Genomic DNA, 16,355 nt, shown 5'->3' on the forward strand with positions numbered 1-16,355 from the left:
ATCAAGTCCGGAAACCTTTTCCGGCGGCAGTTGTTCGTGATTGAGGGTAAGAATTTCCTCTCAAATCATGTGACGTTCACCGAAAGCCCTCCTTTGACGAGCGCACAAAGACAGCTGTCGTGTACAAGAACCGTGGTTCAGTTTCGGTTCACGCGCCAACACCTATAAGCAAGGCTCAATTCGGATCGAGAAATGGACGGTTTAGCGCCCCTCTATAGCCAATTGTTTTCGGGAAAGCGGCTCCTGGTGGCAGAGAGCGGTTACTTTCTGACCGACGAGGTGCGCCAAAAGCTGTGTGAACTCGGAGCGATTATAGTTAGTCCGGTCCATGATCTCGAACATGCGTCCGATCTCATCGAGGCAAATGACCTGGACGCGGCGATACTCGACCTGAATCTCGAGGCGGAACAGGTATTTCCCCTGGTCGAACGGCTCGACAGGCAAAAGATTCCCTATCTCTTCGCTCTTGGCGGAGACCCAATCGATGCAGACATGAACTTTGCGGGTTTTGTGCTATCCGAGAGGCCTGCCGCGCTCGATCATATTGCCAAGGCACTGTTCGGCATCCCGGACAAAGATACATAACGCCACGCATTACCACTCCATGCGTTGAGAAGTGCAGGCATCATCAATGCCTGTCTTCGTCAAGGTGCGCTGCCAGTTGCTGCCGGGCTCGACTGAGCCGGCTTTTCACGGTACCGATCGCACATCCGAATTTCTCGGCAGCGGCATCATAGGAGCGTCCCTCTATGACAACATATTCGAGCACGACACGGTAAGGTTCCGGCAGCAGATTGCAGGCCTCTTCCATTTCCTTGGCCCGTATCGCCCATTCTTGCGATGGCGCGGCCACCCCGGCGCCGGAAACGCATTTCGTGATTCCGGGAGCCTCGCGCCGGGCAATGCGGAACTTCGTGCAAAACGTATTGCGCATGATCGTGAACAGCCACGATTTCAGCCGGGTGCCTCGATCGAATTGGTTGAGATTGGCCAGCGCTTTCGCGAGGGTTTCCTGCACGAGATCGTCGGCGTCGCTGGCGTTTCTATGAAACGAGCGTGCAAATGCACGAAGGGCCGGAATAAGCTCTACAATTTCGTTTTGCAGATCGGGGGTGCTGGGGCTATCGGTCACAATTTTTCTCCTTGAAGAACGCGCATAACGACCGTTCCAGCATTGCCGCGCAATGCGTGGTTTCAGCTGCCGTCCATACGCTAGACCGGCACCGGTGCCCTGTGGACCTCGGATAATGCCTTCATTGACCTTGATTTGAGCAGACTTGCTGTTTGCGATGCGTTCGGGAGCTTCGTTGCGATCTTAAGGCTTCGATGTTCCTTGCATCTGCTAGGGGAACGGCTGCATCTTGAGCTTGTTCCATGAGAATCTAAATAAACGTCAAAGCGCCGCGACGCCGCCACGGAGAGCGAGGCCGACGGGTGTCGGTTATCGTTCGATCGTCCCATTGCGGCGAATCTTGCGCTGGAGAAGCAGAATTCCGTAAAGCAAGGCCTCCGCGGTCGGCGGGCAACCAGGCACATAAATATCGATCGGAATGATCCGATCGCATCCGCGCACCACCGAATAGGAATAGTGATAATAGCCACCGCCATTGGCGCATGATCCCATGGAGATCACGTAGCGCGGCTCGGGCATCTGGTCATAAACCTTGCGCAGCGCCGGCGCCATCTTGTTGCATACGGTGCCGGCAACAATCATCAGATCCGACTGCCGGGGGCTACCCCTCGGCGCGGCACCAATGCGTTCCACGTCATAGCGCGGCATCGACATCTGCATCATCTCGATGGCGCAACAGGCAAGCCCGAACGTCATCCACATCAGCGATCCGGTGCGCGCCCAACTGACAAATTCGTCCGTGCTCGTGACGAGAAAACCCTTATCGGCGAGTTCGTTGTTGATCGTTCCCATGAAGGGATCACCAGTCGGCGCCTGGCCGGGATGTTGAAAATCGCTGATGACAGGGCGGTCTTTGTAGGAAGACATTGGTCCGTTCTCCCGTGGAAAACTCCCGAACTTGCGCGGAACAGGCTTGTTCCAGGCACGGGTGCCTTTCGGTTCGCATGACCATCCTTGTCTTTCGATACTTCGATGCCTTCAAAGTGAAACCAAACAAGTTGCTCTACGTTTGTTTCCATGAGGAAATGTCATGCATTCAATCGAGCAGCGCGACGACCGGCCTTCGAAACTACATCCTGCTTCTCTGACCATTCTCTGCCTGGGCGTGATCGTTGCGCAGGTCGACACGTCGGTTGTCAATCTGGCTGTCCAACCAATCGGCGAGAGCCTCCAGGCTTCCGTAACCCAGTTGCAGTGGGTCGTCGATGCCTACAATCTCGTCTACGCTGCGCTTCTGATCAGTGGCGGTCTGCTTGCGGATCTTTACGGACGTCGTCTGATTTTCATCGTCGGCTGCGTCATCTTCTCAATCGCAAGCCTTGGATGCGCCTTGGCTCCGACGATCACGATCCTAATCGGCGCCAGAGCGATAACCGGCCTCGGATCGGCCCTTCTGATACCGGCCTCTCTTTCGCTCATTCGAGTGATCTACCCAGACGAGCAGATTCGCGGTCGGGCGCTCGGTATCTGGGCCGGCTGCAACGGCATGTCGCTTGCCATTGGGCCAAGCCTTGGCGGCTATCTGATCCATAATTTCGGTTGGCGGGCTGTTTTCCTCGTCGTGGTTCCCATCGGCGTGGCGGCGGCTGCCGGAGCATTGCCTTGGATCTTGGAAAGTGCGGATAAAAAGGGACGATCGTTCGACATGCTGGGTCAGCTATTGGGCATATTGTCGCTCGCCGCCATCACTCTGGCGGCAATCGAGTCCTCGCATTTTCCGATAGTCTGGACGATCCTGCTGGCACTTTGCGGCTTCGGTCTGCTGACGCTTTTCATCCTGGTGGAACGACGCCTCGATCAGCGGGCTCTCGTGCCGCTTTCGATGTTTTCCACTGAGCGGTTCAGCGGGGCGATGGCAGGAACGGCCGCAATGACGTTCGGCATGTACGGGACGCTCTTTCTGTTTCCCCTCGCCTCCCTCAGCCTCGATCGACTGCCTCCGATCGCTGTCGGGCTGGCACTATTACCCATGGCGCTGAGCTTTGTGGCAATCTCACCCTTCTCCGGTTTCTTTTCTGAACATCTGGGAAAACGGCACACCATCAGCATCGGGTTGGCGACGATAGGACTAGGGAACCTTCTGCTCGGCATTACTTTTGACGGTAACCTGTTCACCGCCGAGGAATTCGGCCTGCTGTTGACCGGTATCGGGATGGGCATGGCGACCGGGCCTCTTACGGCAGTCGCGGTTTCGAGCGTCGTCCGTGAGCGCGCTGGAACTGCGAGCGCACTGATCAACGTCGCACGCATGGTTGGCGCAACCATCGGCGTGGCCGCACTCGGATCGGTCTACGCGTTCTTCCGGGAGCCCGCTTTCGGGTTCATTGTGGCTATGTTTTGCGGCGGCGGTCTTCAGCTCTTCGGCAGCGTGGCGGCGTGGCGATATCTCAAGCGAGCGTGAATCCCACTTTTTATGCGGGTGACGTTCGACAATCCGAGCGCCATCCAAGCCAATGAGAAGACGCAGGCGCCATCAGCGGATCCTTGCCGACTATCTCAATCAGGAAGTCGAGGACCGTCCTGATGCGCAACGGCAGGTTCCGACGCGATGGGTAGACGACGCTGATAGCGACCCGGCTCGGCGGAAAGTCTGGCATGACGTTCACCAGCCTGCCTTCCTCGATGTCGGACCCGACAAGAATGTGGGAAAGTACGGCAATCCCATTGCCAGCCAACACCGCACGGTGGACGGCAACCGCGTTGCTGGCGACGAGGCGCGGCGCGATCCTTACGGTAACGTCCTCGGCGCCATTTGAGAACGACCATGCCCGGCCGTTTCCGGCGCGATTGTAACAGATGCAATCATGAGCGCTGACATCGTCGGGTGTTTTGGGTGCTGCCCGGTCTTGTAGATAGGAAGGCGCGGCAACGAGAAAGGCCGTCGTCCACCCAATTCTGCGGCACATCAGGCTGCAGTCTGCGACCGTTCCCAGCCGTACCTCAAGATCGATCCCCTCTTCGACCAGGTCGGACGGTTCCTCGCGAAAGAGCAAGTCGACGGAAAGTCCCCGATGGCGTTCGAGCAGCATCCCGAGCCGGTCGCTGACGTAAAGCCCGAGCGGTGTCGGCAAAGCCAGCCGCACCTTGCCGGCTATGCGCCCGCCATCACGACATGTGGTTTCACTAAGCGCCTCGACCGCCTCGATGACCTTGAGTGCCATCGGGATGATCTGCTCCCCCTCCGCCGTCAGCGCCAGCGCGGTGGTCGTGCGATGCAGCAGACGTGTGTTGAGATGCGCTTCCAGCGCCGAAACCTGGCGTGAAACAGCAGGCTGCGTCAGCCTGAGATCAATCGCTGCGGCGGAAAAGGAGCCAGTCTCCACCACCCGCATGAATGTTTGCAATGCGCATACGATATCCATCCCCACCCCATACTTTTCGGCATAGGCCTTATGTTCGAACCTTAGCCCGGAAGGACTTTACTGTCCAGCTATTAAGGATATCTTTTATCCACAAGGATACTTAATGTCCTTAATAACGGAGGCGACCATGACCCAGCGTTTGAATTATGCCCAGCAATCACCGGAACTCTTCAGGAAACTTTCGGAACTCAGCATGGCTCTGAAGGACAGCGCCATCGAACAGAAGATCCAGGATCTCGTTCACATCCGCGCATCGCAGATTAACGGCTGCGCTTTCTGCCTGGACATGCATGTCAAGGAAGCCAAGATCCATGGCGAGAGCGAACTCCGGCTCCACCACGTAGCCGTCTGGCGGGAATCCAATCTCTTCATTCCCCGGGAGCGCGCCGCGCTCGCCTGGACGGAAGCGGTGACGAAACTGCATGAAGGCGGCATTCCCGACGAGCTCTACGAGCGCGTGCGCGGCCAGCTTTCCGAGAAGGAGATCTCCGATCTCACCTTCGTAATCATGGTCATCAATGCCTGGAACCGCGCCAGCATCGCCTTCAAGACCGTGCCGGGCTCGGCCGACAAGGCCTACGGCCTCGACAGGGCCGGCCTCAACTGAGCCTCTCAGAAAAGGCTTCGGCAAACGATGGGTGGCCGTTCCGGCGGCCGCGACCAAAACGCTCATGACAATCATTTCAACCGTGGAGCCGGCCAGATCGGTTCCAAGATCTCGATCAACAGGAGACAAACATGGACCTGGACACTTCTCATCCCGTTAAATCAAACCCCGACGAGCTGGTTCCGTCGCGCTACGCGGTACAGATCGGCGATATCGAGGTACTGGTGATCAGCGACGGCGTGTTGCCGCTGCCGACCAAGATGCTGGGATACAATGCCGACGCTGCCGATCGCGCGGCCTGGCTGAATGATATGTTCCTGCCGCAGGACGCTTTCGACTGGGCGCTGAACGCGGTCGTCGTTCGCAGCGGCAAGCAGACCATCCTCATCGATGCAGGTCTTGGCTTGGACCCGGAGTTGAACCTGCCGCGCGCCGGACAATTGATCAAGCGGCTGGAAGCTGCAGGCATCGACCTTGGTTCCGTGACTGACGTGGTGCTGACCCACATGCATATGGATCACGTTGGCGGGCTGCTCGTCGATGGAGTGAAGGAGCGGCTGCGTCCAGACCTCAGGATCCATGTCGCAGCAGCAGAGGTCAAATTCTGGGAAGCGCCCGATTTCTCACATGTGTCCATGCCGCCCGGATTCCCGGACGCGCTTCGAGCTGCCGCCAAGCAGTTCAGAAAGGAATACGAGAACCAACTGCAACTGTTCGATGATGAATTCCAGGTCGCACCGGGCGTGGTCGTCTCCCGAACCGGCGGCCACACACCCGGGCATAGCGTGGTCCGCGTCGCCTCCGGAAAGGACCGGCTGATGTTTGCCGGCGATGCGGTGTTCGCCGTCGGGTTCGAACATCCGGACTGGCACAACGGCTTCGAACACGATCCGGAAGAAGCTGCGCGCGTGCGCGTCCGTCTTTTGCGGGAGCTGGCCGAGACCGGAGGGCTTCTGGTTGCCACCCATATGCCGTTCCCTTCGGTCGGCCATGTGGCAACCGACGGCGATGTCTTCCGTTGGGTACCGGTGTTCTGGGACTACTAACTCCCTGGTGAGCAAGCGCCGGGCCGGCGTGCAGCTGTTAGGGAGCACCTGGCTCGGCTGAGCGGATGCAAGGCATGATCAGAGCCGGCCCGTCCTTGCAACACAATCACACAGAATGAACGAACAATGCGGTGCGCGAAGCGACCGCAAATGGAGAAGCTCATGAAAATCGTCATCATCGGCGGAACCGGCCTGATCGGTTCGAAGACGGCCGACCGCCTTCGTAGGCAGGGCCATGAAGTCGTTGCCGCCGCACCGAACACCGGCGTCAATACGATTACCGGCGAAGGGCTCGCCGAAGCATTGGCGGGCGCCTCCATCGTCATGGACCTCGCAAACTCGCCCTCCTTCGAGGACAAAGCCGTGCTCGAATTCTTCGAGACGTCAGGCCGCAATCTGGCGGCAGCGGAAAAGACGGCCGGCGTGAAGCATCATATCGCCCTTTCCATCATCGGCGTCGATCGCCTGCCCGAAAGCGGCTACATGCGCGCCAAGATCGCCCAGGAAAAGATCATCCGCGACTCCGGCATTCCCTATACCATCGTCCATTCGACGCAGTTCATGGAATTCCTAAGCGGCATAGCCCAGTCCGGCACGGTCGGCGATACGGTGCGCCTGTCGCCGGCCTATGTGCAGCCGATCGCTTCCGACGACGTCGCCGACAACATGACCGTCGTGGCGAACTCCGCGGCAATCAACGGCATCGTCGAGATCTCCGGTCCGGAACGTGTCCGGCTGAATGAGCTCGTGGCCCGCTATCTGAAGGCCATGGGCGATGCCCGCAAGGTCGTGGCGGATCCGGAAGCCCGCTATTTCGGCGCAAGGCTGGAAGACGGCTCGCTCGTGTCCGACGGCAATCCGCGCCTCGGCCGCATCACCTTCGAGCAATGGTTCGCAACCTCCGCGCGCAAATGACCGTCTAACTCTTCAGAAAGGAATTCGAGATGATCAAGTCAATTCTCGGCCTCGCCCTCACCGTCCTGCTGTCCACCACCGCCGTCGCACACGCCGAAGGCGAGAAGGACGCCAAGGTCACGCTTGTCTACCAACACGAACTGCCGAACGTTCCTGGCAAGAGCATCAAGGGCGTCCTCGTGGAATATGGTCCGGGCGGCTTTTCCTCGGCCCACACCCATCCGAACTCGGCGTTCATTTATGCAACGGTCCTGGAAGGGGCGATCCGAAGCCAGGTCAATGACGGTCCGGTCAAAGTCTTCAAGGCCGGCGAAAACTTCTCCGAGATGCCGGGCGATCGCCATGGCGTCAGCGAGAATGCGAGCAAGACCAAGCCGGCGAAGCTGTTGGCTGTCTTCGTTGTCGACAGCAGCCAGAAAGAACTGACCTTTCCGATCAAGAAATAACCGGAGGCTGGATGGGTGCCGGAGGCGCCTGTCCCTTCCCGGTTTCAGGAAATCATCGTCGGTGAGCCCTATCATGTTTGGCGAACATCATTTTCTGCCGCTCGTCCTGATCAATCTGCTCGGGCTGGCCGGCATTCTCATCTGGCACATCCAGGGGCGCCGTCGTCCGACTGCGCGCCTCGTCGTGCAGATCCTCTTCTTTTGCTGCATGAGCCTCGTGCTCTGGCTTGCCGGAATTTCGCCTTATCACTTTGACTACGATGAGCTTCAGGATGGCGGCATCCTGCTTGCCAAATCCGCAAGGATCCTCTGGTGGCTGCATCTTGCCTGGACGATGATCGGCTTCCTTCATATCTATCTCACCCTCAACCGCCGGCCGCAGGAGGCGCATCTTCTTCAGGATCTGATCGTCGGCATTGTCTATCTCGGCGTCGCCCTGTCCGTCATCGGCTTCGTCTTCGGCGCACCCGTTGGGCCGCTGATTGCCACCTCAGGCATCGTCGTCGTCATTATCGGCCTTGCGCTGCAGAACACGCTTGCCGATGTCTTTTCCGGAATCGCGCTGGCTCTCGGTCACGCCTACGTCATCGGCGACTGGATCCAGCTCGCCGACGGCACCGAAGGGCGCGTCGTTGAAACCAACTGGCGCTCCACCAATCTGCTTTCTGGCGGATATAACGTCGTCGTCCTGCCGAACAGCGTTCTGGCGAAACAGGGCGTCACCAATCGCAGCCGCCCTGATGAGTCGCACCAGATCTCGCTGACGATACGAATATCCGCCATACACAAGCCGCGGCTCGTCGAAGAGGTCATGCTTGCCGTCCTGCAGGGCTGCGAAAGGATCGTCATGAACCCGCCGCCGGTCGTCGCGCTCAAGACGATCGACGCAATCGCCATCGAGGTCGAGCTGTTCTTCCGCGTCGCGAGCGCGGCAGGCCGCATGTCGGCACAGAACGAGATCATCGATCTCATCTACGAACATTGCAGGGCGAACGGAATATCATTGGCGATGCCGGCCCAAAGCCTCGTCTGCCCCCCGATAGGCGAACAGAAGGAACAGGCCACTCTCAGGGCGATATCATCCGGCGCGCTCTAGCACCCATTCGAAAGAGCTTTTCCAGAGTTCCGGCGGGATCTCCTTCGACAGGATGCCGACGAGGTCTGACAATTTGACGCTGCGCAGTTTCTCGCGCCACGCTTCGTCGGCCTCCCACATGATGCGCGCCACCGCACAAGGGCTGCTCTCGCAATAGTCCTTCGGGCGGCAGGGGTTGTTGGCGCGAATATTGGTGCATACGAAGGTTCGCTGCCGCCCCTCGACGGCCTCAACGATCTCCAGAAAAGTGAGATCCGCGGGCGCTCTCGCCAATCGATAACCGCCGGAGGGGCCGAGTGTCGTGTCGACAAGTCCAGCCTGAGACAGGCTCTGGAGGGCCTTGGAAAGATATTCCTTGGGAAGCCCATGGAATTCGGCGAGCGCTTTGGTGGAGAGATAGCGGCCCTCAGGCAAGCCCGCAAGAATGGCACAACAATGGAGAGCCCATTCGACTTGGCTTTTCAAAATCATAAAATCATTCCAAAGCCCGCGGCTGGCATGTATCTATCAAGGATAAAGAATATCCTTATTTGATCGCCATGTAAATAAATTCCGAGATGCAGATTTGCCTCTCGCATACTGAGCATGCATAAGCGAAACGATCTTCAGGGCTTCGAAAACATACCTTCCCCATGACGGATCGGATGGCGGTGGGGAAACGAAATCGACCCGCGCAAGGCGGCAACCTCGACCATTGCGGCCATGCCAGGCGACAGCGGCTGAAGCAGACTATCGACATTTTGATAGATCGAGGCACAACTGCTCCCTCTTGGAGCACCTTTCACTTTGACTTAGATTGCCGGCCAATGGCGAAGCCTGTTGGATCTGGCGAATAAGGCGAGGTCACCCCCCGGGACCTGATCAGGATTTATATGAAGCGGACAAGAATTGAGGATATAGCCAAAGAGGCGAAGGTAAGCAAAGCGACTGTAGATCGTGTCATTCACAAGAGAGGCTTCGTCCGCGAGGAAACGGTCCGCAAGGTTGCAGAGGCAGCGCATAAACTGGCCTATTATGCGAGTGGTCTGATCGATCGGCAACTGATCGCACCGCCTGCAAGAGTGAGATTTGGCTTTCTGCTCATAAAAGAAAGACAGGAGTTTTATCAGTCTTTCAGCAAAGAGCTGACCCGGGCGGTGGCAGACCATCAGGATTTTCGCGGTGAAGTGATCATCCGATATTCTCCGTCTCAGTCGCCGGCAGACTTTGCGGCAATCATGCGGGAACTTGCCACGCATACTGATGCGATAGCTTGCACTGCGGTCAACCATAGCATCGTCAATGAAGCCGCCCGGAGCCTGCGGCAGAACGGAATTCCCGTCTTCGCCCTGCTGAATGATTTCGGCCACGGCGCGCGTCAAACCTATATCGGTCTCGACAATCACAAGGTCGGACGCCTTGCGGCATGGATGATCGCCATGGCAAGTCGCCAGCCCGGAAAAGTCGCGATTTTTCTTGGCAGTAATCGCTGGCAGGGACACGAATTGAAGGAAGCCGGATTCCGTTCATACCTAAGCCAGTTGCGGACGGATCTCGATATCCTGGAACCGGTCATCAATCTTGAGACAAGAAAGCTCACCCATGAAACCTCCGTCGCCTTGCTTGAGCGTCATCCGGACTTGAGAGGCATCTATGTCGCAGGTGGTGGCATGGAAGGCGCAATAGCGGCGCTGCGGGAAATGCGCGCGCCCGGGGAGGTCGCCCTCATCGTCAACGAGCTCACTTCTGTCAGTCGCGCAGCCCTTTCCGACGGCTATGCGACAATGGTTATCGGCACGCCCTTGGCACAGCTTTGCCGGGACACCGTCGAATTGATGGCACAAAACGTGCTCCAGGGTCGCGTTCAAATGCCGGATGCGCATTTTCTGGAACCGCAACTTTTTCTACCTCCTTCCATCTGAGAATGAGGTGAAACACCTCAAGCGGAAGGCGCAAGAAACCTCACCGATGCGCTAATCCAAATTCCACCCGATTGCGCGCGACGGATGCTTTTGGCATTGCCTAGAGCCGCGTGACGCTCCGCTGGAGCAGCAATATCGGGATCTTGGGAGGAAACATGTTCTGGGCACTCAATCAGATTACGGCACCAAATCTTAGCTACACCGATTTCCTCGACCTGTCGGTTGCTCTCGGCTGCCAGGGCGTAGAGGTTCGCAACGACCTCAAGCGCCAGCTATTTGACGGCCTTTCGCCGGCCGAGGCAGGTCAAATGGTTCGGGAGCGAGGTTTGCGGCTCGTTGGCCTGTCCCAGGTCTATCCGTTCAATTTCTGGTCGGATGATATCGAGCGGAAGGTTCGGGATCTGATTGCAATCGCCAAGGAAGCCGGCGCTGAAACCATCAGCCTGATCCCTCGAAACGAGGGTATCGGTACCGAGGCGCAGGAGCGCAAAGCCAATCTCGAAACGTCCCTTGCCGCCATCTTACCTCTTCTTGAAGAGGCGGACCTGGTCGCACTGGTCGAGCCATTGGGGTTTCAGCGTTCCTCGCTGCGTTACAAGGCAGAGCTCGTGGACACGATCAACGCGCTCGGGGCAGCACATCGCTATAAACTCGTCCATGACACATTCCATCACGCCCTGGCGGATGGCGGACCGATTTTTGCCAGCCACACCGGGATCGTCCACATATCGGCTGTCGTCGATCCGACGTTGCAGCTGAACCAGATGGAAGACGAACACCGGGTTCTTGTCGACGGATTGGACCGACTGGACAATGTCGGTCAGATCAAGGCTCTTCAGGCTGCCGGATATGTCGGACCGATTTCCTACGAATGCTTCTCTCCCCTGGTGCACGACCTCGCCAACCCACGAGAAGCGATCCAAGCCTCGTTTGATTTCATCGAATCGGCCCTAAAGGCCGGATGATCGCCGAACAGGCGATGCGAAGGAGCCTGCCGAGCTTGGCTGCGGCCGGCTCGGTCCGATCTCGTGTCGATAAGATCGAGGTCCTTGTTTTGGCCCTTTCGCGTGAGCAGCGGCGCTGCCAACGCGACCCTGCCATCGCCGGCTTCCTTCATTCAAATATTCTCGGAGATATAGATCTCGAACGGAAAAAAGGTCTGGCGCGCGGTCATTTGCGCGCTTCCTTCGACTGAACTCACCATTTGCGCGATGAGCTCTCGGCACAGAAGAGGCAGTGGAGTGCAAATGGCCATGGCAACGGTTCCATCCATCAGTGCGCCCTTGCTCTCGGGAACAAGCTCGTTGACGATGAGGGTAACATCGCCTGCGCGGTTTTCTTCCCGAAGTGCGGCGATCGCCCCCTCCATTCCGCCGCCGGCGACATAAAGACCGATAAGGTCTGGATGCTTCTGCAGAAGATCGAGCGTCGCCTCATGCGTGACGTCGACGGCGTCGAAATTGATGAGCGTTTCCAGCACTTCGAATTCCGGCGCATTCTCGCGGAAATAGGAGCGAAAACCCACCTCTCGCAACTCGTGGCCGTGAAAGCGGTGGCTGCCTACAAAACACGCCACTTTGCCCGGCTTGCGAGCCGTGCGCGCGATCGTCCAGGCAGCAGATCTCCCGACCTTTCTGTTGTCGAGGCCGAGATATCCTTCCCGAACGCCCGCGGCAAAGTCGGAAAGTACGGAAAAGACCGGAATCCCCTTTTCCTTGAGTTCGTCGACGATGGCCTCGACAGCCGGATAATCAGGGGCGACGACGGCCACGGCCTGATTACGCGCTGCCAGCGCTCGCATTTTCTCCGCGATCGCGCTCGGTGTCGAGACAGCCGGATAGTCGATTTGAACCTGCAGCTTCGCTGCCGTCATCGCCGCCGCAGCCGCTTCGATCTCTTTGGCAAAAGCTTGATAAAATGATTGCGTGGGCTTCTGCAATAGGAATGCGAGTTGATAGCGCGGCACGTCTTCGAAGACGCGCTGACGCAGGAGACCGACAGCGTGATAGCCGATTTCCTGCGCCGCTTCATAGACGCGCCGTGCCGTCTGTTCGCGAACCGGAAGGCGTCCGTTCAGCACGCGGTCGATGGTGGCGACACTGACGCCGGACGCCTTGGCGAGATCCGATATGGTGGGGCGACGCATGGCGGCTCCTGATGGAATTTATCATTCCTGCGTTATCTTAATGATAGGTTTTGATAGATTCCATCATTCCTGCATTGAGGCAAGCAAAAAGTCGATCTATCGTTTCCAGCATTGAGAGCGAGGCGCTATCGCGCATCGCGGGAGGCAGGGATGACGACGATGATCAAGCGTGACTATGATCTGCTCGGCGCAAGCGGCAAGCTGGCGGTGGAAACGGGGCTGGCTGCCGCCGAATGGTATCACACGGATGTTGCGCGCAAGGATATGAAGGCGTTGATGCAGCGCTCGGATGCGCCTGCGATCCGCGACACCATCATCTGGCTCGGCAGCATGGCGGTTTTCGCTGTACTGGCCGTCTACTTCTGGGGATCCTGGATCTGTGTCCCCTTCTTCCTGGCCTATGGTGTGCTCTACGGCTCTGCCTCGGATAGCCGCTGGCATGAATGCGGCCATGGTACGGCGTTCAAGACGCGATGGATGAATGACGCGGTCTATCAGATCGCCTGCTTCATGATCATGCGCAATCCGGTGACCTGGCGCTGGAGCCACGCGCGCCATCACACCGATACCGTCATCGTCGGCCGGGATCCGGAGATCGCCGTCATGCGGCCGCCGGATCTCCTGCGCCTCGTCCTGAATTTCTTCGGCATCCTCGATGCCTGGTACGCCATGATCGACATGCTGCGCAATGCTGCCGGCTTCGTCAGCGCCGCGGAAAAGACCTTCATTCCCGAGATGGAGCAGCCGAAAGCGATCCGCATCGCCCGTATCTGGCTTGCGATCTATATCGTCACTATCGCATCAGCGATCACCATGGGCTCGATCCTGCCGCTGATGCTGATCGGCCTTCCCCGGCTTTACGGCGCTTGGCATCATGTTCTGACCGGTCTGCTGCAGCATGGCGGCCTTGCCGACAATGTCATCGACCACAGGCTGAACAGCCGCACCGTCATGATGAACCCGGTCAGCCGCTTCATCTATTGGAACATGAACTATCATGTCGAACATCACATGTTTCCGATGGTGCCCTATCACGCGCTGCCGAAGCTGCATGCGATGATCAAGCATGATCTGCCGGCCGCCAATCCATCCATCTGGTCCGGCTATCGCGAGATGATCCCGGCATTCCTGCGGCAATTGCGCAACGAGGACTATTTCCTGAAGCGCGAGCTGCCGCCAACGGCGCGGCCCTATCGTGAAGAGTTCCACGGCGACCTGCCGGCTGCCGCCGCACAATAACATCGACATTGCGAGGGAGGAAAACATGAGCAACTGGATCGAAGTCTGCGCCGCTGATGCAATCGACGAGGAGGATGTCATCCGTTTCGATCATGACGGGCGGACTTTCGCTATCTATCGCAGCCCCGAGGATGATTATTTCGCGACCGACGGCCTGTGCACGCATGAAAAGATTCATCTCGCCGATGGTCTTGTCATGGACACCATCATCGAATGTCCCAAGCACAATGGCCGCTTCGACTACCGCACCGGCGAAGCCAAGGGCGCTCCGGTCTGCATCAATCTGCAGACCTATCCGGTCAAGGTCGAGAATGGCACCGTCTTCATCGGGCTCTGAGGAGGCTATCGTGGCGCATTTCGTCATTGTCGGAGCCGGGGAATGCGGCGCCCGCGCTGCCTTCGCACTTCGTGAAAAGGGATTTGAGGGCGACATCACCCTTATCGGCGCCGAGCCGCTGGCCCCATACGAACGCCCGCCGCTTTCGAAGGGCGGATCGGATGAGGCGCTCGAGCCAAAATTCGTCGCAGCATTGGAGCGTTACCAGGAGCAATCGATCGACCTGAGGCTCGATACGACGGTGACAACGATCGCTCCCTCCACAAAGACCATCAGGCTCGCGGGTGGGGAAACGCTAAGTTACGACAAACTGCTGCTCGCAACTGGTGCTTCGGCACGCAAGCTTCCCGGCACCGATGGCACCTCTCATCGCATCCGCATGCTGCGGACCCATGCGGATGCGGTGGCTTTGCATGCCGTGCTCAATCCCGGACGGCACATTGCCATCATTGGCGGCGGCTTCATCGGTCTGGAACTGGCAGCGACGGCACGCAAGCGCGGCGCCGACGTCACTGTAATCGAGGGGCTTCCGCGGGTGTTGAAACGCGGCGTGCCGGAGGAGATCGCCGAGGCAATTACCGAACGGCATCGTCAGGAGGGTGTCGATATACGCTGCGGTCAAGTCATCGAAGCAGTGCAGGAGGACGCCGACAAGGTGGTCATTCGCATGGCGACCGGGGACGTGATCTCTGCCGATCTGCTGCTTGTCGGTATCGGTGCCCTCCCGAATGTCGCGCTTGCCGCCGACGCGGGCCTTGCGATCGACAACGGCATTGCCGTCAACGAGCGATTGGAGACCTCGATGGCCGATATTCATGCGGCGGGCGATTGCTGCTCCTTTCCGCTGGCGCTCTATGGCGGAAGGCGTGTCCGCCTCGAATCCTGGCGCAATGCGCAGGAGCAGGCCAATCTCGCCGCCGCCAACATGCTGGGAGAATGTGCGGAGATATCCGCGGTGCCGTGGTTCTGGTCCGATCAATATGATCTGACATTGCAGATTGCCGGCCTTGCGGATGAAGCGGTCGCCCATGTACGGCGCGACCTCGATGACGGGGCGTTCATCCTCTTCCATCTCGGCGCGGACGGAAGGCTGCTCGCCGCCAGCGGTATCGGACGCGGCAATGCCATAGCGCGCGATATCCGCCTTGCCGAGATGCTGATCGCCGCCCGCGCGCATCCGGATCAAGCTGCTTTGGCGGCGAGCACGGTCAAGCTGAAGTCGTTGCTTGCGGCGTAACTATCCATATCGAGGAACATCCAATGCAAAAGCACAATCGTCCGACGGTTGCTGATCTCCTGTCGCTCAAAGGAAAGCGACAATTGACAATGCTGCGCGTCACGTCACTTGAGGAAGCGCAAGCCGCCGAGAGAGCCGGCATCGATATGCTTTCTGTCCCACCAGCGCTTTTGGGCCCCTCTTTCCGTGAAGCCGCGCCAAGCCCCTTTGCAGTACCGGGCCTGGAATATGGCGACTATGTCTCGGCAGAAGAATATATGCGGGAGGCATTCAAGGCACTGAAAGCCGGAGGCGATGCCGTTTATTGCGCTGCAAGCCTCGCGATCATTCGACGAATGCGGGATGAGGGAATTCCCGTCTGCAGCCACGTTGGCCTCATTCCTTCGAAGGCGACATGGACGGGCGGTTTTCGCGCCGTCGGAAAAACGTCGATCAGCGCTTTTGAAATTTGGCGCCAGACCAAGGCGCTGGAAGAAGCCGGCGCCTTTGCCGTCGAAATCGAGGTTGTGCCTGGTGACGTTGCGGCCGCCATCAGCCAAAGGACATCGATGCTGATGATTTCCATGGGTGCGGGAACAGGATGTGACGCGCAATATCTGTTTGCCGATGATGTCCTTGGCAGCAATCGCGGCCATCGCCCCCGCCATGCGAAGGTCTACCGCGATTTCGCGGCGGAGTTCGATCGGCTGCAGAATGAGCGTATTGCCGCCTTTGCCGAATTTGCCGATGACGTTCGTTCCGGCGCCTATCCGGAGAAGGGACATCAGGTCGCAGTCGACAGGCAAGAGCTCGAGGCGTTCCTGCATATGATCGCCGAGCAAACTCTTTAAGTGAACCTTAGGCTTCGGGTGAAGCATTTACACATCGAATTGGGCTATCTCGAATGAAAAC

The 16,355-nt window shown here is 58.4% G+C and carries 18 protein-coding genes; 13 read left to right on the forward strand and 5 right to left on the reverse strand.

All coding sequences use genetic code 11. The features are described from left to right. Positions 1-192: 192 nt before the first annotated feature. The gene (locus AC13QY_RS28330; RefSeq protein ID WP_113333594.1) at positions 193-585 is read left to right on the forward strand and encodes a response regulator; all 393 of its coding nucleotides are present in this window, start codon (positions 193-195) and stop codon (positions 583-585) included. A gap of 43 nt (positions 586-628) precedes the next feature. Here AC13QY_RS28330 and AC13QY_RS28335 read toward each other — a convergent pair whose 3' ends face one another. Together AC13QY_RS28335 and AC13QY_RS28340 are read right to left on the reverse strand one after the other, a co-directional pair. Beyond that, complete coding sequence (locus AC13QY_RS28335; RefSeq protein ID WP_113352474.1) at positions 629-1,132, reverse strand: sigma-70 family RNA polymerase sigma factor; 504 nt, start codon at positions 1,130-1,132, stop codon at positions 629-631. 309 nt (positions 1,133-1,441) lie between these two features. After that, on the reverse strand, positions 1,442-1,999 hold the full coding sequence (locus AC13QY_RS28340) for a NuoB/complex I 20 kDa subunit family protein (RefSeq protein WP_069615666.1): 558 nt from the start codon (positions 1,997-1,999) through the stop codon (positions 1,442-1,444). Positions 2,000-2,162: 163 nt separating this feature from the next. On the opposite strand from AC13QY_RS28340, the gene AC13QY_RS28345 reads away from it, so the two are divergent. Then, positions 2,163-3,533, forward strand: a complete 1,371-nt coding sequence (locus AC13QY_RS28345) for an MFS transporter (protein WP_113352475.1) — start codon at positions 2,163-2,165, stop codon at positions 3,531-3,533. 10 nt (positions 3,534-3,543) lie between these two features. Here the strand turns inward: AC13QY_RS28345 and AC13QY_RS28350 are convergent, their stop codons facing one another. Next, positions 3,544-4,494 carry a LysR family transcriptional regulator gene (locus tag AC13QY_RS28350; RefSeq protein ID WP_113352476.1) on the reverse strand — a complete coding sequence of 317 codons (951 nt, stop codon included), beginning with the start codon at positions 4,492-4,494 and terminating at the stop codon, positions 3,544-3,546. A 127-nt stretch (positions 4,495-4,621) separates the two neighbouring features. Here AC13QY_RS28350 and AC13QY_RS28355 point away from each other — a divergent pair, with 127 nt between their 5' ends. The 5 genes from AC13QY_RS28355 to AC13QY_RS28375 all read left to right on the forward strand — a co-directional run bounded on the left by AC13QY_RS28355 (position 4,622) and on the right by AC13QY_RS28375 (position 8,604). Continuing rightward, positions 4,622-5,101: a carboxymuconolactone decarboxylase family protein gene (locus AC13QY_RS28355; RefSeq protein ID WP_113352477.1), complete on the forward strand. Its 480-nt coding sequence runs from the start codon at positions 4,622-4,624 to the stop codon at positions 5,099-5,101. Between the two features lie 131 nt (positions 5,102-5,232). Next, positions 5,233-6,147, forward strand: coding sequence for an MBL fold metallo-hydrolase (locus AC13QY_RS28360; RefSeq protein WP_113352478.1), 915 nt, complete (start codon positions 5,233-5,235; stop codon positions 6,145-6,147). Positions 6,148-6,309: 162 nt separating this feature from the next. Beyond that, a complete protein-coding gene (locus tag AC13QY_RS28365) occupies positions 6,310-7,062 on the forward strand; it encodes an SDR family oxidoreductase (RefSeq protein ID WP_113352479.1) in 753 nt (250 codons plus the stop codon). A 29-nt stretch (positions 7,063-7,091) separates the two neighbouring features. Further along, positions 7,092-7,508: a cupin domain-containing protein gene (locus AC13QY_RS28370; RefSeq protein ID WP_113352480.1), complete on the forward strand. Its 417-nt coding sequence runs from the start codon at positions 7,092-7,094 to the stop codon at positions 7,506-7,508. Between the two features lie 73 nt (positions 7,509-7,581). Next, positions 7,582-8,604 (forward strand): mechanosensitive ion channel family protein, encoded by a 1,023-nt coding sequence (locus AC13QY_RS28375; RefSeq protein ID WP_152093419.1) that lies wholly within the window; start codon positions 7,582-7,584, stop codon positions 8,602-8,604. On the opposite strand, the gene AC13QY_RS28380 is transcribed toward AC13QY_RS28375, so the two are convergent. Further along, complete coding sequence (locus AC13QY_RS28380) at positions 8,587-9,075, reverse strand: RrF2 family transcriptional regulator (protein WP_113333586.1); 489 nt, start codon at positions 9,073-9,075, stop codon at positions 8,587-8,589. The genes AC13QY_RS28375 and AC13QY_RS28380 overlap by 18 nt on opposite strands. 401 nt (positions 9,076-9,476) lie before the next feature. On the opposite strand from AC13QY_RS28380, the gene AC13QY_RS28385 reads away from it, so the two are divergent. Next, the gene (locus AC13QY_RS28385; RefSeq protein WP_113333585.1) at positions 9,477-10,505 is read left to right on the forward strand and encodes a LacI family DNA-binding transcriptional regulator; all 1,029 of its coding nucleotides are present in this window, start codon (positions 9,477-9,479) and stop codon (positions 10,503-10,505) included. A gap of 155 nt (positions 10,506-10,660) precedes the next feature. Further along, positions 10,661-11,470: a TIM barrel protein gene (locus tag AC13QY_RS28390; protein WP_113333584.1), complete on the forward strand. Its 810-nt coding sequence runs from the start codon at positions 10,661-10,663 to the stop codon at positions 11,468-11,470. Between the two features lie 152 nt (positions 11,471-11,622). Here the strand turns inward: AC13QY_RS28390 and AC13QY_RS28395 are convergent, their stop codons facing one another. Beyond that, positions 11,623-12,651 (reverse strand): LacI family DNA-binding transcriptional regulator, encoded by a 1,029-nt coding sequence (locus AC13QY_RS28395; protein ID WP_488494358.1) that lies wholly within the window; start codon positions 12,649-12,651, stop codon positions 11,623-11,625. A 150-nt stretch (positions 12,652-12,801) separates the two neighbouring features. Between AC13QY_RS28395 and AC13QY_RS28400 the strand changes: the two genes are divergently transcribed. The 4 genes from AC13QY_RS28400 to AC13QY_RS28415 are packed head-to-tail and all read left to right on the forward strand — an operon-like array spanning position 12,802 to position 16,294. Next, positions 12,802-13,890 (forward strand): fatty acid desaturase family protein, encoded by a 1,089-nt coding sequence (locus tag AC13QY_RS28400; RefSeq protein WP_113352483.1) that lies wholly within the window; start codon positions 12,802-12,804, stop codon positions 13,888-13,890. Positions 13,891-13,915: 25 nt separating this feature from the next. Next, a complete protein-coding gene (locus tag AC13QY_RS28405) occupies positions 13,916-14,227 on the forward strand; it encodes a MocE family 2Fe-2S type ferredoxin (RefSeq protein ID WP_113352484.1) in 312 nt (103 codons plus the stop codon). Between the two features lie 10 nt (positions 14,228-14,237). Beyond that, a complete protein-coding gene (locus AC13QY_RS28410) occupies positions 14,238-15,464 on the forward strand; it encodes an NAD(P)/FAD-dependent oxidoreductase (RefSeq protein ID WP_113352485.1) in 1,227 nt (408 codons plus the stop codon). A 23-nt stretch (positions 15,465-15,487) separates the two neighbouring features. Then, positions 15,488-16,294, forward strand: a complete 807-nt coding sequence (locus tag AC13QY_RS28415; protein ID WP_113352486.1) for a 3-methyl-2-oxobutanoate hydroxymethyltransferase — start codon at positions 15,488-15,490, stop codon at positions 16,292-16,294. Positions 16,295-16,355: the final 61 nt, after the last annotated feature.

It is taken from the genome of Martinezella sp. CNPSo 3795, from assembly GCF_057784475.1.